We start from the raw sequence: 22,086 nt of genomic DNA, 5'->3' as shown, positions 1-22,086 counted from the left end.
ATTTGACCAACAATGCTTATAAACCGATGATATGACACCTGTCATGAAGGTGAGAACATGACGGAGCTTTTAAACAATCGCGAATATAAGAAAGAACAGCTCAAAAAGCTCCTCCTCAGGATACACGAGGGAGAGAGCGTTGAGAAGCTTAAAGATGAGTTTAGAGCTGTCCTAAGTGGGATATCGCCGCTGGAGATACCCCTAATAGAGCAGGAACTCGTGAAGGAGGGGGTATCTGCAAAGGACATAGCCAAGATGTGCGACCTCCACGTGGAACTCTTCAGGGAAGCGGTTAAGGGAACCGACGAGCTTGAGGAGAAGGATCTGCCGGACGGTCATCCTCTCAAGACCCTCTACCTTGAGAACAAGGAGATAATGAAAGATGCCGAAATGCTCAACCTCTACGCGAGAACTCTGGCAACGACCAAGGACGAGCGCATGAGGAAGGAAATCCTGGGAGTGCTTGAGGAGATAGTGGGCAACCTCCGAAAGGTCGGCTTCACCCACTACAACCGCGAGGAGATGCTAACCTTCCCCTACATAGAGCGGAGGGGTTTAACCGCGATAGCCACCGTCCTCTGGACGAAGCACGACGAGATAAGGTTCATGATCAAATACCTCGCCGAACTCCTCAGGAAGAAGGACGAGATGCCCTGGGAGGAGTTCGTGGAGCGCTTCAAGAACAAGGCCGGCGAGGCATCTTTCGCCCTCAGCGACATGGTCTTCAGGGAAAACAACATCTATTACCCAACCCTTAAGGCCCTCCTCAGCGACGGCGAGTGGAAGGCCATCAGGATGCAGGAAGCGGAATATGGCTACTACAAGGTTAATCCGTCTGAATGGGATCCTGGAGAGGACGTTAAACCCCTACACCCCTGGGAGATAAATCCTGAACTCAGCATTGAACAGCTACTCGGCCTTCCGAAGGAAGTCCAGGAAGCCCTTAAGGGCCAGCCCTTAGAGTTCGACAGAAGCGAGCTTGAGAGGGAAGGGGACATAGACCTTGGAACTGGCTACGTAAACATCGAGGAACTCAAGGCCATCTTTGAAGCTTTACCAGTTGACGTTACTTTCATAGACAAAGACGACCGTGTTCGCTTTTTCTCCCCGGGTGAGAGGATATTCGGCCGCTCCCTCAGCGTCCTCGGAAGGCCCGTCCAGCTCTGCCACCCCCCGAAGAGCGTCCACATCGTAAACAAAATCCTCAGGGCATTTAAGGAGGGCAGGAAGAAGGAAGCTACCTTCTGGATAAGGCTCGGGCTGAAGTACGTTTACATCAAGTACGTCCCCCTCTTCAACGAGAAGGGCGAATACATCGGAACACTCGAGATGACGATGGACATAGCCCCCTACAAAGGGATAAAAGGGGAGAAGCGGTTACTCGACTGGAGGGATTGAAGTGAGGGGCAATGAGGAAATCTTCAGAAGAAGGGTCGAGCGCTTTCAGGAACTCCTGAGGGAGAACGACATCGATGGGGCCGTCATTAGGACGCTCTCCACCTTCATCTACTTCACCGGAACCAAGTGGCTCCGCCCGAGCCTGCTCATCCCAGCGGAGGGAGAGCCGACGGTCTTCGTTGTTAAAGGCGAAGCCGAGGAGTTCAAGAGGAGGAGCTGGATCGAGGATGTGCGCGAGTTCCAGCGCGTTGAGGACTTAATGGCCGGCGTTGTGACGTGGGTCAACGGCAACGGCTTTTCTAGAGTTGGACATGAGTTTAGCGTTGAGAGGGACTCGTACATGCTCTTCATCAAACTCTTTGAGAGGCTCAACCCTATGGTTGAGGTGGTTGATATACTCGAACTCACAATGAGTCTCAGGATGATAAAGGAGCCTTGGGAGATAGAGAACATCAGGAAAGCAGGAAAGATAGCGCAAAAGGGTATGAAGGTCGCTGAAGAGGTTATAAGACCGGGAGTGAGCGAGACCGAAATAGCGGCCGAGGTCTACCGCGAGCTCATGAGCAGCGGAAGTGAGGAGCCGAAGGTTTACGTCTCAACAACCCCAAGGGCGCACGCCGAGCCCTTCAGAGATTTGAAGGTGAAGGAGAACGGGGTTGTCACGGTGGTCATCGGAACCGACTGGAATCACTACTACGCGAACACCGCGAGAACCTTCATCGTCGGGGAACCGGGAGAGAGGGTTAGAAGGGCTATCGAAGTCAAAGAGAAAGCCCTTGAGCTTGCCCTTCAGGAGACCCGCGTTGGGGCAACCTTGAATTCGGTTGAAAAGAAGATCTCGGACTTTTTCAAAGAGAAGGGCTTCGGTGATGCCTACATAGCGGGCTACACTCACGGCGTTGGCCTTCTCATCGAGGAACTCCCGATGCCGACCATAGTAGTCCCGACGAGGGCTACCAAGGTTGCAGAGAACATGGTTCTGAGCATAATCCACGCACCGCTGATGATCCCTGAGGGAGCTATCAAGCACGAGGACACCTATATCATCAGAAAAACTGGCCTGGAAGGGGTCACCTTTACTTGATCGGTATTTTCACTTTTCTCTTTGTACTTGTCTGTTTACAAGAAATCGATGAAAAATCAGATATTGAGTCCATTGAACATGGTAAATTTCTAAAATCAATCTTGATATACGCAGATACCAAACCCCTTTTAGAAAAACTTAAGAGGGCCCCGGCCGTACCGGGAGTGGTGCTGGCGTTGCTCTCGACGGGGATAGAAAGGCTTGACGAGGCACTCGGAGGCGGGTTCAAGCGGGGTCTAAACGTAGCTATTGTAGGTTCTTTTGAAGAAGACAACCTTCTCTTTATGCACCAGATAGCGTACGCTCTCCTAAAGCAGGGGTTGAGGGTTCTCGTGGCAGAGTTCAGACAGGATCCCGCCATTCTCAGGGATTGGCTCTCCTATTATGGAATCGACTACGGGGAGTACCTGGAAAAAGGACAGGCCAAGATCCTCGACGGGTTTACCAACCTCTACGCGCCCCAGTCCAAGTCCGGGAAGGATGTCATTCCAAACCCCCGTGACCTTGGGATAACCGTGGGAATAATAAGGAACGAGCTTTCAACCGGGGACTACGATGTTCTGATTATAGATGATCTCACCGTTCTGTACTCCCTCCAGGCGGATAGGGATGCTTACACAAGGATCATCATAAGACTCGTCAACTCCATAAAAGGCCTCAACGAGCAGGTCTTTGCCGGTGTTAACTCGGAAGTCCTTGAAAAGGGAGACCTGGCAAAGCTCCTCTTGGGCTTTGAGTACGTTTTGGAGGTTAAAGAGGGAAAGATCAAGATCTTGAGGTCTCCCTATCCAGTGGGACTTCCCACTAAGTATCTCCCATATAAGAAAACCGAGAGAGGAATCGAAGACCTTTGGGAAAGTTACTACACTCTCAAGGATATCAAAGAGAACCTCACCCTTGATGAGGAGGGCAATCTCTGGTCTGGGAGTTCGAGGGTTCAGATAATATCTGAGGAGAGTGAGGCTTCACTAGTGGAGTTCGTCTATCAGTACCTAGGCCCAGGGGAGGGTAAGAAGTTTCTCTATCTCTGGGGACGCTATGAGTTTCGCGGAGCTGGAGCTACCTACAGAAATATCCATGCCACCTTAAGGGAGACTCTCGAACGCTTTATCAAAGGGACAGAAGCTTCAGGAGGCGGTAAACTCGATATTGTCCAGATATCAGATGACATCATAATCCTGAGAGGCAAAAACCTGTTCCCGCGCCTCAGGAGTTTCCAGTATCCTGCCCACGTAAACTATGCGGGCGAGATAGCCCAGTTCCTTGAGGAGTACACTGGGGATCCGTGGGAGGGAGAGGAAGTTCACTGCCAAGCACAGGGATATGAGTACTGCGAGTTTGTGTTTAAGAGGAAGAGCGGTGAAAGGGAAGCTTGAGGATCTATCTTCGTTAATTAGAATAGACAATTTTCACCCTTTCCAAACCTGGACTTTTTGTGCTTCCTTTTTTTTCAGAGGGATTCGAAGGGTGTGCCTCTGAACTTCCACGTTGGACAAACTTCAATTCCATAAGCCTAAGCCTTAAATAGTGTTGGAGGAAAACTAATACAGTGGAAACACGGTGATCGGCATGCTAGAGTACCTCTCGATAGTGGCCATCATCGGCGCAGGGTTCGCAGTGTACTACGCCATGGATATATCTGAGAAGGTTAAGTCCAGATTTTTTGAGCTCAAGAACGAGACACAGAGCTCCATCGAGAACATCGAGTCTTTCAGGAAGGAGATTCTAGAGGAGATAAACTCGCTGAAATCCGAGCTTGACCGGTTGAAGCGGATGGAGGGCGAATCAGCCGAGGACTGGAGGATAAAGTCCCTCTCCGAGAAGGTCTCAAAGCTTGATGAGATGCTCAAGACAAAGCTCAAAGAGCTGGAGAACAAGAGTGTCCAGACAGCTTACGAACTTGGCGCCCTCAACAAAGAGGTTTCCGAGCTTAAATCCCAAATTCAGGAGATAGAAAGCGAGGTCCTTGAGGGGAAAGAGGAGCTCAAGGAAAAGCTGAAGGAGGAGCTCCTCAGGGAGGTGGAGGAAGAGATAGAGCACCTCGAGGACCTCATCGAGAGACGGAAAGAGGAGGAAGTGGAGGAATTCCTCGAGTTGATCACGACTGCCATAACCCTTCAGCCCGAGAAGATAAGCTCGGGCCTCCTTGAGGCAAAGAGGGCCCTTCTGTCGCTCCGCGACATTGCCAAGGTGTACGTTCTAACAGGGAAAGGAAAGGAAGAGTTCGACTCCCTAAAGGAGAACCTCATAGGACTCCTCAAGAACCTGAGGAAGCTTGCCGTTGTGTCAGTTCCCGATGAGAGTGTTTATTCCCGCTTCAGAGATGCGATAATACTCGTAAAAAGGCTTAATCTGCCCATGAAAGACGAACGGAACGGAAAGGAGCTCAACCCAGAGAGAAGCTTTATTGAAATCCACAGATTGGTATACAAAGTTGCGGGAGAACTTGATTCCCTGGCGGAGATGATAAACGAACCCGTTCCCGTAACCCCCATAGAGAAGGAGTTCTACGAGAAGCTTAGAATCCAGTTCGAGGAGCTCAGAAAGCTGGAAGAACAGGTAGAGATGCTGATGGCAAGGCTGGGTGGAAAAGAGACCGTGGAAGATGCAAGAGAGGCCGAGAAGAAACCCTCAAAAAAAGAGCTCGAAGAGCTCCTGAAGGAGCTGGATCTCTGATCACCACTCCTCTCCGAAGAGCCTCTCCAGGTCGACCATTATGAGGAGCCTTTCCCCGTTGTTTATCTTCGCTATGCCCTTTATGAAGCGGGTGTCCATTCTTGAAACCAGGGTCTTCGGCGTTGGCTCTATCTGATCCTCGGTCAGAGTCACCACGTCCGAGACTGCATCGACTATTATGCCGATTATCTCCCCCTTGACCTCTGCTATGATGATCTTCTTGTTGCTGAGATCCTCGTCGTCATAGTAGCCCAGCTTCTTCTTCAGGTTGACGACCGTGGTTATCTGGCCCCTGAGGTTTATGACGCCCTCCACGTACTCGGGAGCGTTGGGGACCCTGGTTATGGGCATCATCTCCTTTATTTCTCTAACCTTGGATATCTCAAGGCAGAACTCCTCGTTTCCGACCCTGAAGGCAACGACCTGAACTTCGGCCATATCCCTTCACCTCAAACCTTAATGCGCGCAACCATACCTATAAGTCCTTCGAGCTTCCCAACCAGACGGCCCAGCATATCCTTGATTGGCTCAACCCTCGACACCGCCTCACTGGAGACCTCCACGGCCTCCTGAGCTGTCTCGGAGAGTTCAGAGTTGACCGCGGAGATCTCATCCACGGCACTCACGAGGTACTGGACGGCGCTCGCCTGCTGGTCAACACCCTTGGAGATCTCGTTCATCATGTTGGCTATCTCGTTCGCCCTCCTCGCGATATCGTCAAATGCCGCTATGAGGTGCTGTATGGACTCCCCTACCTCCTGGGTCACCCTCGTGTTCTCGTGTATTGATGACACGACGCCGCTCACGCTTTCCTGCATCTCCTTTATAAGATCCCCTATCTGCTTGGCGGAGCTCCTCGACTGCTCCGCGAGCTCTCTAACGCTGTCGGCAACGACGGCAAAGCCCCTGCCCTGCTCACCTGCCCTTGCGGCCTCGATAGCGGCGTTCAGCGCGAGGAGGTTCGTCTGCTCCGCTATGTCAGTGATGACGTCGACGATCTGACCGATTTTCTCGGAGTATTCAGAGAGTATATTTACCGCACTCTCCATCTCCCTGCTGACGTTGTTGATCTTCTCAACCTTCAGAGCTGCCTCATCTGAAATCTCCTTTCCTTTCTCGGCGGCGTTAGCTGACTCTATTGTGAATTCCGCGACCTGCTGTGTCTGAGTGCTTATCTGTTCTATAGCTGCTGAAAGGGCCTGTATGTGGTCATTGAGCTCGGCGATCTTGACGCTCTGGGTTTCGAGGCGTGATATCAACTCGTTCAGAGTATCATACGTGCGTTCTAGAGCATTCAGAGAATCCGATGCCTCTTTAATTCCCTCCAGCTCACTCCTGACGTCTTCAAGGGTCTCCTTCATGTTGGACAGCATCTCTATCCAGCTCTTCTTCACATTATCATAAGCCTGGAGAAGTCCGGACGTGATCGGCACTTTGCCCGTGAGATCCCCCTTCGCGACCCGCTTCAGATCCTCCACGAGGAAGCGGAGATCGCTGCTCTCCTTTCCCGCGAGGGGCACTAGGTACTCCCGGATATCGCTGAGCTCAGGGGGAATGGGAACTCTCTCACCCCTGCTCATAGCCCTGAGAACCCTCTTCACCAGGGCGTACTTGTTTCTCTGCTCGTAGAATCTTTCAATATAGCCGGCCGCTATGACTCCAACCATCACACCGCTGGCCAGGCCTACTAGGGGATGACCTCCGTAAGCCAGTATCCCAGTGACTACGGGCGCCGCTGTGACCGCACCTATTGTTGCCGCTTTCATAGGTACCACCGCACTTGAAGATTGTCCAAGTCCGATTCTATTCCTCTGTTGTAGGTTGATCAAAATACTCTTGTAAACACTGTCTATTATTCAATAAGGGCATAAAAAGTTTTCGTTGACCGTTTCCAAAGCAAAGCTTATCAATTTCACCGAAAAAAGCTCGTAACAACCTACATATGCACCTACACATACACATACACGCAAGGGTTTTTTAATTGGCCGGGTCATAGTAATTGTAGTAAATTTAATTCCCAGGTCAGATCTTTGAACCCATCCCAACAGGCGGGGGTTACTGCGATGGAAGTCAAAGACAGGGGCTATCAGCTCATTAAGCAGGAGCTCTTCAGGCATCTGAACACTAGTAGCGATGCCTATAAGGATTCCTACCTACTTCGGAGAATCCGGGCCAGGATGAGGAAGCTTGGCATAACAGACTTCATGGAGTACTACCGCCTGATAAAAAAGAACAAGCAGGAACTCGACGACCTGCTGCTCACTGTGGCTATAAACGTCACGGAGTTCTTTAGGGATCCGATAGTCTGGAAAACCCTCGAAAGAAAGGTCCTTCCGGAGCTTATCGAATTCAAAAAGAAGCACTACAGCATGACGATAAACGTCTGGAGCGCCGCTTGTTCGACCGGCCAGGAGCCCTACTCAATAGCCATGATGTTCAGCGAATTCCTGGGCGATCAGATGTCCAGGTTCAAGCTCAAAATACTTGCCACAGATATCGACAGGGAGGCACTGAACACGGCAATCAGGGGGGCCTACCCCAAAGAGGTCGTTGAGAAGAGCGTTCCAAAGCCCCTCATCGCCAAGTACTTCCTCCCTATGGGAGACCACTACAGGATCTCGCCGAAGATCAGACGCTACGTTCAGTTCAAGCACTTCAACCTCCTGTCCGATACGTACCCTAAGGGGTTCGATATGATCTTCATCCGCAACGTCCTGATCTACATGACCCGCGAGGCACAGGAGCAGGTGTTCTCCAACCTCTACGAATCCCTTGAGGATCACGGTTATCTCATCCTTGGGAAGACTGAAACCATTCTGGGCAACGCTGCCCGTCTGTTCAAACTCTACGATCTGGTTGCAAGGATCTATGTGAAAAACCCGAACCCAAGAAGGAGGTGAATTTGGATGGCAAGAGTGCTCGTCGTCGATGATGCGGCGTTTATGAGAATGCTGGTCAAGAAGATCCTGACTCAGGCCGGACATCAGATAGTTGGCGAAGCAAGCAACGGAAAAGAGGCCGTTGAGAAATACAAACAACTCAAGCCCGATCTTGTGACCATGGACATAGTCATGCCGGAGATGGACGGCATCAGCGCCGTCAAGGAGATCATGAAGATCGATCCCAACGCCAAGATAATAATGATCACCGCGGTTGGTCAGGAAGCCAAGGTCATGGAGGCTCTCAAGAGCGGCGCCAAGGGCTATATAGTCAAGCCGTTCCAGGCTCCGAAAGTGATTGAAGAAGTCAACAGAGTCCTCTCCTCTTAAAGGTGGTCCTATGCCACTCAGAAAGAAGATCAGGGTCCTAGTCGTAGATGATTCGGCCTTCATGCGAAGGGTCCTCAAGGATATCCTGGAGTCCGATCCCGAGATAGAGGTATGCTGTGAGGCCAGGGACGGGGTTGAGGCAATAGAGAAAGTCAAACAGCACAGGCCCGACGTGATAACCCTGGACGTCGAGATGCCCAGGATGAACGGCCTCGATGCCCTCAAGTTCATCATGAACAAATACCCGACGGCTGTCATAATGGTCAGCGCTCTCACTCAGGAGGGCGCGGATGCGACGATAAAGGCCTTGGAGTACGGAGCCGTGGACTTCATCCCCAAACCTTCCTCGTCAATCTCGATAAACATGAGGGAGCTGAAGGATGAGATAATAGCCAAGGTGAAGGAAGCCGCAAAGGTTCCGATCAAGTTCCTCCAGTTCAAGAGGAGGAGGCTCCTCCGGGAGCAGCTGACAAAAGTCAGGAAGAGGGAAGAAGCAGCAAGAAGGGCGGTCGCAATAGCGGCCTCCACTGGTGGCCCCCAGTCTCTGCTCAAGGTCTTTGAGAAGCTACCTGGAGAGCTGGACGCCGGGATCCTGCTGGTCCAGCACATGCCCCCCGGATTCACGAGGTCGTTCGCAATGAGGCTCGACAGGATTTCCAGGGTCAACGTCAAGGAAGCCGAGGACGGGGAAGTCGTCTACAAGAACTGGGCCTACGTGGCCCCCGGCGACTATCACATGGAGGTTGTGAATCGGGGAGGCAAGCCCACCATAAAACTCTACAAGGGGCCCAAGATCCACGGCGTCAGACCTGCCGCCGATCCGATGATGAAAAGCGTTGCGGAGGTTTTCGGCAGAAAAACCGTTGGGGTCGTCATGACGGGGATGGGCAGGGACGGCGCGGAGGGAATAGTGGCCATCAAGAAGAAGGGAGGAATAACGATTGCGCAGGACAAAGAGACATCGATAATCTATGGAATGCCGAAGGCGGCAGCCGAGACTGGTATGGTGGACTACATTGTGCCCCTGGATAAAATCGCGGATACCATTGTTATGGCCCTGAGAAAGATCCCGAGGTGAGGGATATGGAGGACATGTCGCAGTACATTGAGGAGTTCCTCGCCGATGCCAGGGACAGGATAGACAGCATAAGCAACGCGGTTCTCAAGCTTGAGGATGCAGTTAAGAAGGGGGACGAGGCCGCGAAGAAGGAGAGCATAGACCAGATATTCAGGGACGCACACACCCTCAAGGGGACAGCGGCCACGATGGGCTTCATGAAGCTCAGCGAGACCGCTCACAAGATGGAGAACCTCTTTGACGCGATAAGGAACGGAGTGGTGGAGGCCACACCCGAGGTCGTTGATCTCGTTCTAGAGTTCATCGATGCAATCGAAACAATGGTGGACAACATAGAGGAGACTGGGAGCGAGGGTGATGTGGACATAAGCGAGATATTTGCCGAGGCCGATAAGCTACTGAAGGGATACACGAGAAAGAAAAAGGAGGGTGCAGAGTCCAAAAAAGCTGAGGAATCTCCCCCTGAAACCGCTGAGGCGCCGGAGGAGAAAGAAGCACCCAAGGAAGCCCCCCAGCCGTTGGAGGTCGGGGGTGGAAATGAGTACCTCATAAAGGTTATCTTCCATCCAGATGCCCAGCTTAAGGGCGTCAGGGCTTTTCTTATACTCAACGACCTTGAGGAGAGGGGGGACGTTCTTGAGACCAAACCCGACAGGAAGATCATAGAGGACGGCTCCGCGGAGGAGAACGAGCTGGAGTTCAGGGTTAGGACGGAGTTTTCACCTGAGGAGATAGAGAAAGTGATCACAAGGCATCCGGAAGTTAAGGAGGTCGTCATAACCCCCATAGGGGGAGGCAGTGCTGAAGAAAGGGCAGAAGAGGCTCCTAGCGAAGCCCCCGGCGGCGGAAAAGTTAAGATCAAGGTGATCCTCCAGAAGGACGCTCCCCTCAAGGGCATACGCTCCTTCCTGATCCTCCAGGATCTCCAAGGTATGGGAAAGGTCATTGAGACTAACCCCTCGCGGGACGCCATTCAGAACGGTGAGTTGATAGATGGGACGTATTTTGAAGTGGTTATGATTCCCCAAAAGTCCATCGATGAGATAAAGGCGGCTGTTCTGAAGCATCCAGATGTTGAAGACGTGGTTATAGGCGGAGAAAGTGCAAAAGAAGGCGAGAAAACTGGGGAAACTGCGGGAGGAACAAAACCCGAAAAGAAGCCAGAGTCAAAGGCTTCCCAGCCTCCAAAGCGCGAGAAGATAAAGATGTCCAAGCTCATAAAGGTCGATGTGGCGCATCTAGACAAGCTCATGAACCTCGTTGGAGAGCTCGTCATCAACAAGGGAAGGCTTGAACAGATAGCAGAGCGCTTAGGCGATAGGGAGCTCATAGAGACCCTCTCAACGACGTCGAGGCTGATGACAGAGCTCCAGGATGAGATAATGCAGATGCGCCTTACCCCCGTTGCGGAGGTCTTCAACAAGTTCCCGCGCATGGTGAGGAGCCTGGCGAGGAAAGAAGGAAAAGAAGTAGAGTTCATCATGGAAGGAACTGAGATAGAGGTCGACAGAACTATTCTCGACAAGCTCGGCGACGTTCTTGTTCACCTGCTCAGAAACGCAATAGACCACGGAATTGAACCGCCGGAAGAGAGGGAGAAGCTTGGAAAGCCGCGTGCAGGAAGGCTGGAACTCATAGCCAAGCGTGAGAGGAGTCACGTGGTTATCATCGTCAGGGACGACGGCAGGGGAATAGACCCAGAAAAAGTCAAGAAGAAGGCCATCGAGAAGGGCCTCATCACGCCGGAACAGGCCGCTGAGATGAGCAAAGACGAGGCGATAAACCTGATATTCCTCCCAGGTTTCAGCACGGCGGAGAAAGTCACGGACGTTTCAGGAAGGGGCGTCGGAATGGACGTCGTCCAGGACGTCATCAAGGCCCTCAACGGAAGCATAAGCGTCAAGACGGAGGTCGGAAAGGGTACAACCTTCACGCTCAAGCTCCCGATAAGCATGGCCATCATACAGGCCCTTCTCATAAAGGTGCAGGACGAAACCTACGCGATCCCGATAAACAACATACTCGAGACCATCGAGGTCAAAAAGGACGATCTAAAGACCATCGGCGGAAAGGAGGTAATCGTCCTGAGGGGCGAGATCATACCCCTTATATCGCTCCATGAGCTCTTCAACCTGCCCTACCCCGAGTCAGAGGAGTTCCCAGCAATTATAGTGGATTTCGGGGCTCAGAAGATAGCACTCAGGGTTGATGAGCTCCTCCACAAGAAGGACATCGTTATCAAGTCCCTTGGAAAGGCCCTTTCCAACTTGAAAGGTTTTGCCGGAGCCACGATACTCGGAGATGGAAGTGTCGTCCTGATCGTGGACATAAACAGTCTGCTGGGAGGTATCGGCGGTGGACTATGATAAGGGAATAAAAGAACTGGGAGAGTTCGAAAAGAGTGCCCTGCTCGAGACGTTCAACATAGGGGCGTCCAGGGCAGCGGACGCGCTGAGTGAGATGATAGGACACCCCGTTAACATCACGGTTCCCGGCCTCGAAGTTACCTCAATCAAAACCCTCCCCGAGAAAGTGGGGGAGGACGTTAAGGTCGCCGTTTACGTGGGGCTTGGACAGGAATTCAGCGGGCATGCGTTCTTCGTGCTCGACTTTGAGGATGCCTGCAGGCTCTTTGATCTCATGATGATGCAGGAACCCGGAACGACGACTGAGATAGACGAAATGGTGCAGTCGGCGATAATGGAGATGGGAAACATCCTCATATCAGCCTACGCCAACGCCCTCAGCGAGTTTCTAGGGCTCACCATAGAGCAGACTCCCCCTGAGATTGCCATAGACTTCCTTCCGGCGATCCTCGACTTCGCCCTGGCGGATATAGGCCAGTACTGTGACTACACGATCCTTCTGGGAACCACCATAAGTATTGAGGGAGTGGAGTTTAAGGAGCACTTCTTCATCCTTCCGAAGCCTGAGGATATGATGAAGGTCATAGAAAAGCTCACGGGGGGAATGATATGAAGATAGACGAGTGGTATAAGGACATATTTCGTGAGGCCTCCAACATAGCGATGTCCCATGCACTTACGTCGCTCTCCCAGATGATCGGGGGAACGATAGAGATGGAGCCCCCCGACGTCAAGGTTCTCTCTAGGGTGGAGTTCCTCAGACATCTGGCCCATAACGGAATCTCCAACAGCTTCGTGGTGGCCTTCGACATAACGGAGGGTCTCAACGGCATCACAGTACTCCAGTTTCCAACGAGGAGCGCAATAAACCTCTCCGCGGCCCTCATGGGGATGGATCCTTCGGGCATGGAGGAGCTCGACGAGATGGGCAAGTCGGCCATAACTGAGGTGGGCAACATCCTCATCTCCGTCTACACGGACATACTCGCCAAGCTCCTCGGAGAGGCCGTGTCCCTCAGTCCCCCGAAGCCGATAACCTCGCTCTACGACATCGAGAAGGAGCTCAACAGGCCAGACCTCAGGAACGTCGAGAACGTCCTGCTTTTCAAGACCCGTTTCTACGAGGAGAACATCGGATTCGAGAGCCATTTTTACCTGATACCAGATGAAGAGTCCTTCGATAAGCTGGTGAAGAGATTGGAGGAGCAGGTGAAGGAAACGGGGTGAGTGATATGGAGTTCAAGAAGAAAGTTGTTGGCATCGTGGTCGTTGCCTTGCTGTTGGTGACTTTCATAGCCACTGCGATGATGTTCTACACAGGCAATCATACTTCCAAGATCATCGAAGAGAAAATGGAGCCCGTTGTGGAGAACCAGGCGAAGGAGGCTGTCACCGCTAAAGCAGAATCTTTAGCAGAACAGTTTTCGGGATTCTTTGATTCAGTTGAGGCTCTAGGACGGGCAACGAGGGAGCTGACCATCATATCGCTCAACGACCTCAAGGACGAGGGGGTCAGCTTTGGCGATCCCGGCTACGCGGAAAAACTAAAGCCGATAATTTTGGAGCACTTTGAAGTTATTGCCAAGGCCGAGCCCAAGCTCAGTGCCGTCTACTTCGGAGATGTGAACGGCAATATGTTCATGTACCCCGACGAGCCGCTCCCGGAGGGCTATGATCCGCGTGTAAGACCGTGGTACCAGAAGGCGGTTCAGGTCAACGGACCAGCATGGAGCGAGCCGTACCAGGACGCCTCTTCGGGCAAGTGGGTCATCACATATGCAATTCCCGTTTACTACAATGGGAAATTGGCGGGTGTCATAGGTCTGGATGTTTTCATAGACGAACTAACCAAGGCCATAGACAAGGTAAAGATCGGTCAGAGCGGCTACGCCTACGTCGTTGGCCAGGACGGGACTATCTACATGCATCCCAACCATGACTACATAATGAAGCTCAACGTCTTCAAGGAGTCGAGCTTGAAGGCTGTTGCAGATATCATCAGGAGCGGTAAGGACAAAGATGTTGTCATATACACTTTCAATGGGGTGACGGCGGTTGCAGGAGGGGCCAAGATTCCCAACACAGGCTGGTACGTCTTCGCTAAGGTCCCCATAAGTGAGATAAGCGCCCCCACTTTAAAGGTGATAGATGAAACCAAGCAGAGTGCCCAGAAGAACGCCGTAATGACGGCGGTTTTGATACTGGCAATAGCCGGTGTGATGATAGCACTCGCGTACAAACTCATCAGCTCGTCCCTCAGGCCTCTCGTCGCGCTCGGCGCCGCGGCTCAGGCCCTTGCTGAAGGAAAGCTCAGCGAAGTTAAAAAGAAGCTGCGCGGCATCCAGTACCTTGAAGAAGACGAGATTGGACTTCTCATAAAGGCATTCGAGGCAGTATCCAAGGACGTGGTCGGAACACTGCAGGGAATAGCGGAGAAGCTTGAACGCCTTGCCGAGGGTGACCTCAGTAACGGCCTCAGTGTGGAGGCAAAGGGTGAGCTGAGGGAGGTCATAGAGGACCTCAAGAACATGAGTGCCAAGATGAGGACTCTCCTTGGCAACATAGTCGAACTCACGGAGAGGCTTGAGAAGCACTCCAACATGCTGGCCCAGGTTGCGAGTGATGTTACTGAGGCGATTAATCAGGTGAATGAGGCTGTACAACAGGTTAGTATTGAAGCCCAGCGCCAGCAGGAGAACATCAACGAAATCACCGAAGGCATGAGGCTAGTAGCAGACGTAAGCGAAGAAAGCGTCAGAGCAATGGAAGAATTCGAAGGAGCAGTAAACGAGGTCGTCAACATTGCCGAAGAAGGAAAAGAGAAGGGAGAAGTGTCAGCCCAGCAGATTCAGAGCATTCAAGAAATGATGGGCGAGATCGAGCATGCCGTCAACAGGGTCAACGAAATGAGCAGGAGCATTGAAGAAATCACGAACGTGATTACTGGGATCGCAGAACAGACTAATTTGCTTGCCCTCAATGCTGCTATTGAAGCAGCTAGGGCTGGAGAAGCTGGCAGGGGCTTTGCTGTTGTTGCTCAGGAGATTAGAAATCTTGCAGAGGAGAGTAAGAAGGCTGCGGATAATATTAAGGACATTATTGCTAAGATGACTGAGGAGATTAGGGATGCTGTGAATGCTACGCAGAAGGGTGTTAGTGTTGTGAGTGAGTCTTCGGAGACTCTTAGGGAGACTACTGAGTACTTGACGAATATTGCTGAGTTGATTAGTGATACTGGGGCTAGGCTTGGGCATGTGAAGGAGCAGATTATTAGGACGCAGGAGGAGGTTGATAAGGCTCTTAAAGCCTTGGAGAATTTGGCTGCCAGTGCTGAGGAAACCACTGCTTCGGCAGAAGAAGTCAGCTCAGCAGTCGAGGAGCAGACTGCAGCAATAGAAGAACTCAAGAGGGCCGCTGAGGAGCTCAAGAACATAGTAGACGAGCTCCGCAAGGAGACTTCAAACTTCAAGCTCTGACGCCCTTTTCCTTTCCAATCTTTAAAGCGGTGGTGACGAAGGGTGGAGATCAAGGTTGGTATAGGGGATCACGCGGTGGCGAAAAAAACGGGCATAATAAGCACTTACGGGTTAGGCTCCTGTGTAGGTATTACTCTGTACGACCGTCTGACCAAAGTAGGCGGTCTGCTCCACGCGCTCCTCCCGGAGAGCTCACGCTACGGAGGCAAGGGAAATCCCGCCAAGTACGTGGACACGGGTCTGGAGCTTCTGATAAGGGACATGGTAAAGCTGGGAGCGTCGCCCAGAAGACTGGAGGCAAAGCTCTTTGGAGGGGCCCACATGTTCTCCAACGTCAACAACGAGAACCTAATGATCGGGAAGAAAAACGTGGAAGTAGCCAAGAGAGAGCTCAGAAAACGCGGAATAAAGCTCGTCGCCGAGGACACCGGGGGAAGGGGTGGAAGAACCATATACCTGGACGTCAGTACGGGTAAAGTCCGCATGAGGAAGGTCTCCGGGGGTAAGGTCATGGAGACCGTGTTTTGAGGAGGTGGTGGTATGGACACAGCGACGCTGTTGTTGATCCTCGGGGGTTTCATAGGAACGATACTGGTCGTGGTAGTTTTGATATCAAAGATGATGAGCACATACACCAGCGAGATATACGAGCTTCTCAGGAGCAGCAGGCCGGAACTTCAGGAAGTTCCAGTTCAGGAAAAAGCGTCCCCGCCGAAGGTGGAGAGTGCCCCTACTAAGATCCAGGGAACGGTACCAAAGCCTACGGCCAGCGAAGAAGAACTCGTCAGAAAGCTCAGGGAGATCCTGAACGAGAGGATGGGCAAGATAATTGACGAAGCCAAGGACAAGAAGAACCGCCTTCTAACCCTCCTGGACTTCGCAAGGGGATACGCTCTGGGCTACGTCAGTGAGGACGACTACAACGCCTTCCTTATCAAGGTGTTGAACGAGCTGGACGAGTTCAAGAGGCTCTGGCTCATGAAGTTTCCATCGAGGAAGGACAAGGAGAAGCTGGAGCTAATGATGAGCTACGTTGCCAAGGCGAAGCTTCCAGTTGCAGTGAAAACTAAAGACAAGGGTATTATAACGCTCACTCACGAGGAGGCGCTGATAAAGATAACCGAATACCTCAACAGCGCCATGACGATCCTGGACGAGCTAATTGAGAAAGCCGGAGAGAGCCCAGCCATAACCCCGCTGGAAATAAAGCTTTCCAACGAGGTGAAAAAGCTCCAGGAAAAGGTTAAAAGGCTTGAAGAGCGCCTCGAAGAGATGAACATGAACATTTGAAGAGAGGGATAACCATGCCAATAATGCAGGCCAGGGTTAGGGCCGCTATTCAGTCCACGTGGAAGGGTTCGAGCGGTATTAGATGGAGGGATGCGTTAGCGTACATAGAGTCCGACAAAATAGGTCTCAAATACCTCAGGATGGGAGAGGTAATTGGTGAGGACATCTTTCCATTTTCGGCGCTCGCGGATATCAGCATTAAAATCCCCGACGAGGTAAAATCGGATCCTGAGCTCCCGTACTTCGGCCTTAAGTTCTATCTACCCTCCGGCGAGAAGACCCTGTTTTTGACGATAGGGAAGAACATGCTCATATACGATGAGAAGACGTTCAAGATGTTCGTTCACAAAATTTTTGAGGTTCTAATAAACGGCGCCCCTGTTAAGCTCCTTCTCGCCAGGATGAGGGGCGGAGCTCTGAACATGGAGGCAAAGTGGCAGGACGGAGTTCTTAAGATAGTTGTCGTACGCTCGATAAGGCGGGCCAGAAAGGAGCGCAACATAATAGTCCTCGCTGAGGGCCGGCCGGTGTCCCTCTTCGCAGATATGGAGGATTTGGACATCGAAGAAATCGAAATGGGGGATAGGAAGGTTGAGGCATGGAAGATAAAGCACTTCTTCGAAAACGAGAGCGTTGTGTCGTACCTCTTAGTTGAGGATAAGAAGCTGAGGCTCTACATCCTCAGGTATCTTCTGACGTACAGGAAGGACTACGTGGAGCTTCTCATGAAGGCCGCTGAGGAGTTCCCGCAGATAAAGGCCGAGTTCCAGGAGGAGCTTGAGAGGGAGCTTAAAGAACTCGGCGGCCTCGATGAAATGGAGCAACAGGTGTTGATGGCCCTCTACTCGGGTATGGATCCCCTCACCCTCCACGAGATGTTTGGAATAAGCGAGAAGGAGCTCGAGGACATATACGATAGACTGATGGACAAGGGACTGCTCAAGCTCGTCATGATAAGGAAGGTCGTTGACCTGACTAGGGAAGGCAGAAAGCTCGTCAACAAGATGATGAAGTACGGAATGGGTATGATGTAGTCCCAATTTGTTTTAGCGTATTTTCTCCATCCCCCGGTTTTGGAGAATTCCTATCATGGCTTAAGATATTATGCATCATTTCCAAGTACACAGCTGACCACATGTAGGCATTTGTGTAGGTACTTGATGAATATTCAGAAGCCTGGGAGAGATTTTGGATTTTTAAGACAACAAAGCTTAAATATAATTCCTTCCACCGTTTAGCGTCTGAGTAATAGGCTAAAATTAGAAAAAAGATAAAATAAACCTCGATCGCCGCGTTGGCCAGCGCGGTTATCTCGTTGGTAACATGGAATAAGGGCTGAAATCGGGTCGGACTCAAATACCACAAAGATAAAATGCAGATGGATAGAGTCCAGCCTTTGTTCTTTATTTTTATCCGTGATTCAAACTTGAATTCTACCGATATGCAAGCCCTCGGGTAGGAAGAGATCGAGTTCCCTTTCCCCCCTTAAAAACGGCACCATCCCGATGCCCTCTCTAATGTCAAAGCCCTCTATGTACGGATTAACCGAGGGAAGTATCAGGAACCTCCCCGCCCTAACGAAGACTTTTGTCTTTCTCCGGATCCCCCCGCTCTTAAAGGTGTAAGCCGGATGTATGTGGCCGAGGTAAGCTTCCTCAAAGGGGACGTCGGGGAGGGCCGTGTGCCCGTGGAGAAAAAGCAGGCCGTCTGTGGTGAAGTAGGGAACCACGCAGACGTTCTTAAAGGGCCTCACCGCGTCCTCTATTCGGCCGTCGTGGTTGCCCTTCGTTATCACAACGTTGAGGTTCTTTAAGGGGGAAAAGAACTCCATTAAGAGCTTCTTCATCCCGAGACCGAGGCCAAGGGGCTCCTTAACGTCGCCAAGGATCACGATGAGGTCTGGATCCATTTCCAGGATAAAATCGGCCAGAGCCTCTTCAAAATGAGTTCTTACACGCAGGCCCCGCGAGAACTCGAAGCCGATGTGGGGATCGGCTATAACGAGAAGCCTTCCAGCGGAGGTTTTCAGTTCCAGGGAAAGCGATGCGAAGTATTCAGAGAGACTACCCATAGAACCACCGCAAAAGGTGAAACAGAGAAAAAGGGATCAGATAAGTCCGCGCTCCTTCTTCCTCTGCCTCTTAAGTCTGCGGATCCTCTTCTTGATCCACTTCCACCTCATTCTGCCCTTCTTCTTCCACTTCCTCGGTCTCCTCTTCATGAGCGTCACCAGCCCGGTGTTGCCGGGAGGGTTTTTAAGCTTTTTCCTCGATACGGGAGAGGATAGATGAACGACAGAAATACCGGATGGGAAGCATTTTTACAGGAAAAACGGGGACGTTAAGTTGTTTGTCATTTCCAATTTTTTCTGCCCTAATAAATCGGTTGTTCACGCTTGTACTTGAGATCCATGGTCTAAACTCAAAATGCGTTACTTTAAATAACGCATTTGATAGTTGAAGGTTGGATAACCTAATAGAAGCTAATCCCAGTGGGATTCTCTTCGATAAATCAGCACAATAGATCACGACAACTTTATTTACTGAGAATGCAGAATGTAACCGGGTGGGATGGTGATGGTCAAAGTAGCGTTCGGTCAGATGAAACCCGTTTTCCTGGATCCAGAGGCCAATTATTCCAAGGCCGAGGCGCTCATAGCCGAGGCCGCTGAGAACGATGTCAAGCTCATCGTCCTCCCCGAACTCTTTGATACTGGATACAACTTCAAGAGCAGGGATGAGGTCATGGAGGTCGCCTCCCCAATTCCTGACGGGAAAACCACCCAGGTATTAATCCGGCTGGCGAGGAAGTACAGGATTTTCATAGTGGCTGGAACAGCCGAGAGGGATCGGTTCGGCAGGCTGTACAATTCGGCGGTCATAGTGGGGCCATCAGGGTACATAGGGAGGTACAGAAAGGTTCACCTCTTCGCCCGCGAGAAGGAGTTCTTCGAGGCTGGAAACCTGGGCTTTGAGGTCTTTCACCTCGGCTTTGCGAGAGTGGGGGTAATGATATGCTTCGACTGGTTTTTCCCGGAGAGCGCAAGGACTCTGGCACTCAAGGGGGCCGAGATCATAGCCCATCCAGCAAACCTCGTCATGCCCTACGCCCCGAGGGCCATGCCGATAAGGGCCCTTGAGAACAGGGTCTACACGATAACAGCGGATCGTGTGGGTGAAGAGAGGGGGCTCCGCTTCATAGGGAGGAGTCAGATAAATTCACCCAGGGCCGAGACTCTGGTTGAGGGCAGTGAGGATGGGGAGGAAATAGGAATAGCCGAGATCGATTTGAGCCTTGCCAGGGACAAGAGGCTGAACGATTACAACGAGATATTCAGGGACAGACGCCCGGAGTACTACGCCCGCTAGACCCTGGGGATTGGTTCTCTTAGGTATATCACGTCGGATACGTGGGCAATGGAGTGCTCTCCCGGGGTTATTATCCGCGCTTCTCTGAAGAGGGCTTTTCCTATCCCAGCCAGCCCCGCAAGATCCCAGTAGCGGTGCTCCACTTCACCGAGCCTTTCAAAGCCAGGAAGGCGGTAGTAGATTCGTCTTATCGTTCCCCTCTTAACGTTGTAGCCAGCGTCTATGGACACGATCTCAGAATCTTCCGTTCTGCTTTCCATGAGCATTTTCTGATAGGCTCCCCTGTAAAATATGCGGTGGATCCTGTCCGTTTCCTCAAGCATGAAAACTCCGTCTCCCTCCAGGGTCTTGGCGATGTTCCTGAAGAGGTCCGCGGTCTGGAACGGGTCGAAGTGGGGCATGGTGAGTCCCCAGAGGAGCGCGACGTCAAACGTCCCCAGTTTTCTGAGGTTCTCCATACAGTCCATTACAGCGCCGTAGACCTCCACCTCAAGGCCATCGAGCCATCCCTCAGCCTTTAGAAGATCCTCCTTCCTCTTGTCAACCAGGGTCAGCTTGACTTCCCTCCCCCACTCCATCAAAACCTCAGCGAGGGCGGCGCCGGCCAGGCCGGTCCCCGCGCAGAGATCCAAAATTCGAATCTTCCTTCTATCGGGGAGCATGTTCTCCTTGACGGCCCAGTTGAAGAAAGCCTTGGCGGCGAGGAACCTTTTCTGTGCCCTCTCATCACCAGGATCCATCGGCCACTTAATCCACGAGTAGAGCTCTTCAAGGGACGCCATTCTCCCACCGGAGTGGAATCGGACTCAGGGTTTAAGAGGTTAATGTCCTCACTCTGGGAGCCTGAGTGCCAGAAGAAAGGCGATGCCCAGAGGAATGGTGGTGCTGATGAAATTGACCTGGAAGCTTATCCCCGAAAGATAACCGCCTATAAGCGGCCCAACCACCCACCCGAGGCTCATCATGGCGTTTAGAAGCCCCATGCCTTGGGCGCGCTCGGATGCGCCCACATTTTGGGCAACGTAGGCGGAGGTGGAGTTTATCGTCAGTATCCACTTAATTCCGGATAGAAACGCCACTCCGAAGGCCAGCCAGACGTTTCTGACGATGGCATAGAGGACGAAGGCGAAGGCGTAACCGGCTATCGCGACGAGGTAGAACCTCTTTGCACCGTACCTGTCTATCAGCCTCCCGAGGAAGTACCCGCTCAGGGCCGCCGCAAGGCTCTCTATTCCAAACAGAACCCCAACGCTCCACTCTCCGAAGGCTCTCTTGAAGTAGACGGAGGATACGCTGTAGAACTGTCCGCTTGCCACCATCACGAGGAAGACTGTAAGATAGAAGAGTCCCAGATGGCCCCTCATGAGCTTCACGAATGAGGAGCCTCTCACAGTTGCTCTCCAGCTCTCCCTTCCCTCCTGGACGAGTATCATTCCGATGAGGCCCCTTCTCCCGGCGGGCCTTTCCCTGACGAGAATAACTATTCCGGCTGAAAGGAAGAGGAGAAGACCCGAGATAACGAAGAGGCTTTTTATGCCGAGGTACTCAACCACAACAGATCCCACGAAGTTTCCCACCATGTAGCCGGCGTTCTCTATGGAGTTGAAGAGACCGAAGATTGAGCCAGCCTTTGTTGAAAGCTCCGAAATGAGGGCGGAATGGGCGGGGGTCATGGCCGAGCCGAACGCTCCCTGAAGTGTTCGGAGTACTAAAACCTGAAGCGGCGAGGTAGTGAAAGGCATCACCGCGTAGAACAGCCCTATAGAAGCGGCACCGAACGCTATGAAGCCCTTCCTGTTTCTCGTTGCGTCGGAGAGCCAGCCAAAGGGGTACTGGAATACCGTAGATGTCAGATTGAATGCCACGCTTAGAAGGCCTACCATAAACATAGTCGCACCAAGGTACTGCATGTAGACGCTCAGGTAGGGGAATGCCATTCCAAAAGCCACGTTGGCGACGAACATGGAGAGGGCTAGGATGACGACATTCCTCCGCTTAACCCTAATCCTCCTGTGCTTGCTGGCTTTCTCCCTGTGTCCCTGTAGCAGAGCTTGCTCCCTCTTCAGGCCTGGCATCACCTC

At 52.0% G+C, this 22,086-nt stretch carries 21 protein-coding genes; 15 read left to right on the top strand and 6 right to left on the bottom strand.

Features of this window, described 5'->3' with window-relative positions; all coding sequences use genetic code 11:
• The first annotated feature begins 57 nt into the window (after window positions 1-57).
• From A3L09_RS06245 to A3L09_RS06230, 4 genes are all read left to right on the top strand, one after another.
• The gene (locus A3L09_RS06245) at window positions 58-1,398 is read left to right on the top strand and encodes a DUF438 domain-containing protein (protein WP_088858136.1); all 1,341 of its coding nucleotides are present in this window, start codon (window positions 58-60) and stop codon (window positions 1,396-1,398) included.
• Window position 1,399: 1 nt separating this feature from the next.
• Window positions 1,400-2,482 (top strand): M24 family metallopeptidase, encoded by a 1,083-nt coding sequence (locus A3L09_RS06240; RefSeq protein WP_088858135.1) that lies wholly within the window; start codon window positions 1,400-1,402, stop codon window positions 2,480-2,482.
• Complete coding sequence (locus A3L09_RS06235; RefSeq protein WP_232473486.1) at window positions 2,479-3,858, top strand: V4R domain-containing protein; 1,380 nt, start codon at window positions 2,479-2,481, stop codon at window positions 3,856-3,858. Before A3L09_RS06240 ends, A3L09_RS06235 begins: the two co-directional genes overlap by 4 nt.
• A 193-nt stretch (window positions 3,859-4,051) precedes the next feature.
• Window positions 4,052-5,158, top strand: a complete 1,107-nt coding sequence (locus A3L09_RS06230) for a hypothetical protein (protein WP_088858134.1) — start codon at window positions 4,052-4,054, stop codon at window positions 5,156-5,158.
• On the opposite strand, the gene A3L09_RS06225 is transcribed toward A3L09_RS06230, so the two are convergent.
• Complete coding sequence (locus A3L09_RS06225; RefSeq protein ID WP_088858133.1) at window positions 5,159-5,596, bottom strand: chemotaxis protein CheW; 438 nt, start codon at window positions 5,594-5,596, stop codon at window positions 5,159-5,161.
• An 11-nt stretch (window positions 5,597-5,607) separates the two neighbouring features.
• Window positions 5,608-6,924, bottom strand: coding sequence for a methyl-accepting chemotaxis protein (locus A3L09_RS06220; protein ID WP_088858132.1), 1,317 nt, complete (start codon window positions 6,922-6,924; stop codon window positions 5,608-5,610).
• 297 nt (window positions 6,925-7,221) lie between these two features.
• Here A3L09_RS06220 and A3L09_RS06215 point away from each other — a divergent pair, with 297 nt between their 5' ends.
• Genes A3L09_RS06215 through A3L09_RS06170 form a run of 10 tightly spaced genes read left to right on the top strand, consistent with a single transcriptional unit; the run spans window position 7,222 to window position 17,671 of the window.
• A complete protein-coding gene (locus A3L09_RS06215) occupies window positions 7,222-8,058 on the top strand; it encodes a CheR family methyltransferase (protein ID WP_088858131.1) in 837 nt (278 codons plus the stop codon).
• A 6-nt stretch (window positions 8,059-8,064) separates the two neighbouring features.
• Window positions 8,065-8,427 (top strand): response regulator, encoded by a 363-nt coding sequence (locus A3L09_RS06210; RefSeq protein ID WP_088858130.1) that lies wholly within the window; start codon window positions 8,065-8,067, stop codon window positions 8,425-8,427.
• Between the two features lie 10 nt (window positions 8,428-8,437).
• Window positions 8,438-9,505 (top strand): protein-glutamate methylesterase/protein-glutamine glutaminase, encoded by a 1,068-nt coding sequence (locus A3L09_RS06205; RefSeq protein ID WP_088858129.1) that lies wholly within the window; start codon window positions 8,438-8,440, stop codon window positions 9,503-9,505.
• A gap of 5 nt (window positions 9,506-9,510) precedes the next feature.
• Window positions 9,511-11,871 carry a chemotaxis protein CheA gene (locus A3L09_RS06200; RefSeq protein WP_088858128.1) on the top strand — a complete coding sequence of 787 codons (2,361 nt, stop codon included), beginning with the start codon at window positions 9,511-9,513 and terminating at the stop codon, window positions 11,869-11,871.
• Window positions 11,861-12,484, top strand: coding sequence for a chemotaxis protein CheC (locus A3L09_RS06195; protein ID WP_088858127.1), 624 nt, complete (start codon window positions 11,861-11,863; stop codon window positions 12,482-12,484). The genes A3L09_RS06200 and A3L09_RS06195 overlap by 11 nt, the downstream gene beginning before the upstream one ends.
• Window positions 12,481-13,098 carry a chemotaxis protein CheC gene (locus tag A3L09_RS06190; RefSeq protein ID WP_088858126.1) on the top strand — a complete coding sequence of 206 codons (618 nt, stop codon included), beginning with the start codon at window positions 12,481-12,483 and terminating at the stop codon, window positions 13,096-13,098. Before A3L09_RS06195 ends, A3L09_RS06190 begins: the two co-directional genes overlap by 4 nt.
• A gap of 5 nt (window positions 13,099-13,103) precedes the next feature.
• Window positions 13,104-15,347, top strand: coding sequence for a methyl-accepting chemotaxis protein (locus A3L09_RS06185; protein WP_088858125.1), 2,244 nt, complete (start codon window positions 13,104-13,106; stop codon window positions 15,345-15,347).
• Window positions 15,348-15,389: 42 nt separating this feature from the next.
• Window positions 15,390-15,875: a chemotaxis protein CheD gene (locus tag A3L09_RS06180; protein WP_088858124.1), complete on the top strand. Its 486-nt coding sequence runs from the start codon at window positions 15,390-15,392 to the stop codon at window positions 15,873-15,875.
• A 12-nt stretch (window positions 15,876-15,887) separates the two neighbouring features.
• Window positions 15,888-16,637: a hypothetical protein gene (locus A3L09_RS06175; protein WP_088858123.1), complete on the top strand. Its 750-nt coding sequence runs from the start codon at window positions 15,888-15,890 to the stop codon at window positions 16,635-16,637.
• A 14-nt stretch (window positions 16,638-16,651) separates the two neighbouring features.
• Window positions 16,652-17,671, top strand: a complete 1,020-nt coding sequence (locus A3L09_RS06170) for a CheF family chemotaxis protein (protein ID WP_088858122.1) — start codon at window positions 16,652-16,654, stop codon at window positions 17,669-17,671.
• A gap of 386 nt (window positions 17,672-18,057) precedes the next feature.
• Here A3L09_RS06170 and A3L09_RS06165 read toward each other — a convergent pair whose 3' ends face one another.
• Window positions 18,058-18,708 carry a metallophosphoesterase gene (locus A3L09_RS06165; RefSeq protein WP_088858121.1) on the bottom strand — a complete coding sequence of 217 codons (651 nt, stop codon included), beginning with the start codon at window positions 18,706-18,708 and terminating at the stop codon, window positions 18,058-18,060.
• A gap of 36 nt (window positions 18,709-18,744) precedes the next feature.
• Window positions 18,745-18,867: a hypothetical protein gene (locus A3L09_RS11085; protein ID WP_257789807.1), complete on the bottom strand. Its 123-nt coding sequence runs from the start codon at window positions 18,865-18,867 to the stop codon at window positions 18,745-18,747.
• 346 nt (window positions 18,868-19,213) lie between these two features.
• Here A3L09_RS11085 and A3L09_RS06160 point away from each other — a divergent pair, with 346 nt between their 5' ends.
• Complete coding sequence (locus tag A3L09_RS06160) at window positions 19,214-20,005, top strand: nitrilase (RefSeq protein WP_088858120.1); 792 nt, start codon at window positions 19,214-19,216, stop codon at window positions 20,003-20,005.
• On the opposite strand, the gene A3L09_RS06155 is transcribed toward A3L09_RS06160, so the two are convergent.
• Together A3L09_RS06155 and A3L09_RS06150 are read right to left on the bottom strand one after the other, a co-directional pair.
• On the bottom strand, window positions 20,002-20,787 hold the full coding sequence (locus A3L09_RS06155; protein WP_088858119.1) for a class I SAM-dependent methyltransferase: 786 nt from the start codon (window positions 20,785-20,787) through the stop codon (window positions 20,002-20,004). The two genes, A3L09_RS06160 and A3L09_RS06155, sit on opposite strands and share 4 nt — an antisense overlap.
• Window positions 20,788-20,835: 48 nt before the next feature.
• Window positions 20,836-22,080 carry an MFS transporter gene (locus A3L09_RS06150; RefSeq protein WP_088858118.1) on the bottom strand — a complete coding sequence of 415 codons (1,245 nt, stop codon included), beginning with the start codon at window positions 22,078-22,080 and terminating at the stop codon, window positions 20,836-20,838.
• Window positions 22,081-22,086: the final 6 nt, after the last annotated feature.

Origin of the sequence: Thermococcus profundus (genome assembly GCF_002214585.1) — an archaeon.
Classification (GTDB): Archaea; Methanobacteriota_B; Thermococci; order Thermococcales; family Thermococcaceae; genus Thermococcus; species Thermococcus profundus.
Note: the sequence above shows the minus strand (reverse complement) of the source record. Positions and strands in the feature narration are given on the sequence as shown.

What these genes read in the sequence shown, in the direction of transcription:
- A3L09_RS06220 (WP_088858132.1), bottom strand. Translation starts at nt 6,924, where the DNA reads ATGAAAGCGGCAACAATAGGTGCGGTCACAGCGGCGCCCGTAGTCACT.
- A3L09_RS06170 (WP_088858122.1), top strand. Translation starts at nt 16,652, where the DNA reads ATGCCAATAATGCAGGCCAGGGTTAGGGCCGCTATTCAGTCCACGTGG.
- A3L09_RS06205 (WP_088858129.1), top strand. Translation starts at nt 8,438, where the DNA reads ATGCCACTCAGAAAGAAGATCAGGGTCCTAGTCGTAGATGATTCGGCC.
- A3L09_RS06190 (WP_088858126.1), top strand. Translation starts at nt 12,481, where the DNA reads ATGAAGATAGACGAGTGGTATAAGGACATATTTCGTGAGGCCTCCAAC.
- A3L09_RS06245 (WP_088858136.1), top strand. Translation starts at nt 58, where the DNA reads ATGACGGAGCTTTTAAACAATCGCGAATATAAGAAAGAACAGCTCAAA.
- A3L09_RS06160 (WP_088858120.1), top strand. Translation starts at nt 19,214, where the DNA reads ATGGTCAAAGTAGCGTTCGGTCAGATGAAACCCGTTTTCCTGGATCCA.
- A3L09_RS06155 (WP_088858119.1), bottom strand. Translation starts at nt 20,787, where the DNA reads ATGGCGTCCCTTGAAGAGCTCTACTCGTGGATTAAGTGGCCGATGGAT.
- A3L09_RS06165 (WP_088858121.1), bottom strand. Translation starts at nt 18,708, where the DNA reads ATGGGTAGTCTCTCTGAATACTTCGCATCGCTTTCCCTGGAACTGAAA.
- A3L09_RS06210 (WP_088858130.1), top strand. Translation starts at nt 8,065, where the DNA reads ATGGCAAGAGTGCTCGTCGTCGATGATGCGGCGTTTATGAGAATGCTG.
- A3L09_RS06200 (WP_088858128.1), top strand. Translation starts at nt 9,511, where the DNA reads ATGGAGGACATGTCGCAGTACATTGAGGAGTTCCTCGCCGATGCCAGG.
- A3L09_RS06175 (WP_088858123.1), top strand. Translation starts at nt 15,888, where the DNA reads ATGGACACAGCGACGCTGTTGTTGATCCTCGGGGGTTTCATAGGAACG.
- A3L09_RS06150 (WP_088858118.1), bottom strand. Translation starts at nt 22,080, where the DNA reads ATGCCAGGCCTGAAGAGGGAGCAAGCTCTGCTACAGGGACACAGGGAG.
- A3L09_RS06230 (WP_088858134.1), top strand. Translation starts at nt 4,052, where the DNA reads ATGCTAGAGTACCTCTCGATAGTGGCCATCATCGGCGCAGGGTTCGCA.
- A3L09_RS06215 (WP_088858131.1), top strand. Translation starts at nt 7,222, where the DNA reads ATGGAAGTCAAAGACAGGGGCTATCAGCTCATTAAGCAGGAGCTCTTC.
- A3L09_RS06225 (WP_088858133.1), bottom strand. Translation starts at nt 5,596, where the DNA reads ATGGCCGAAGTTCAGGTCGTTGCCTTCAGGGTCGGAAACGAGGAGTTC.
- A3L09_RS06185 (WP_088858125.1), top strand. Translation starts at nt 13,104, where the DNA reads ATGGAGTTCAAGAAGAAAGTTGTTGGCATCGTGGTCGTTGCCTTGCTG.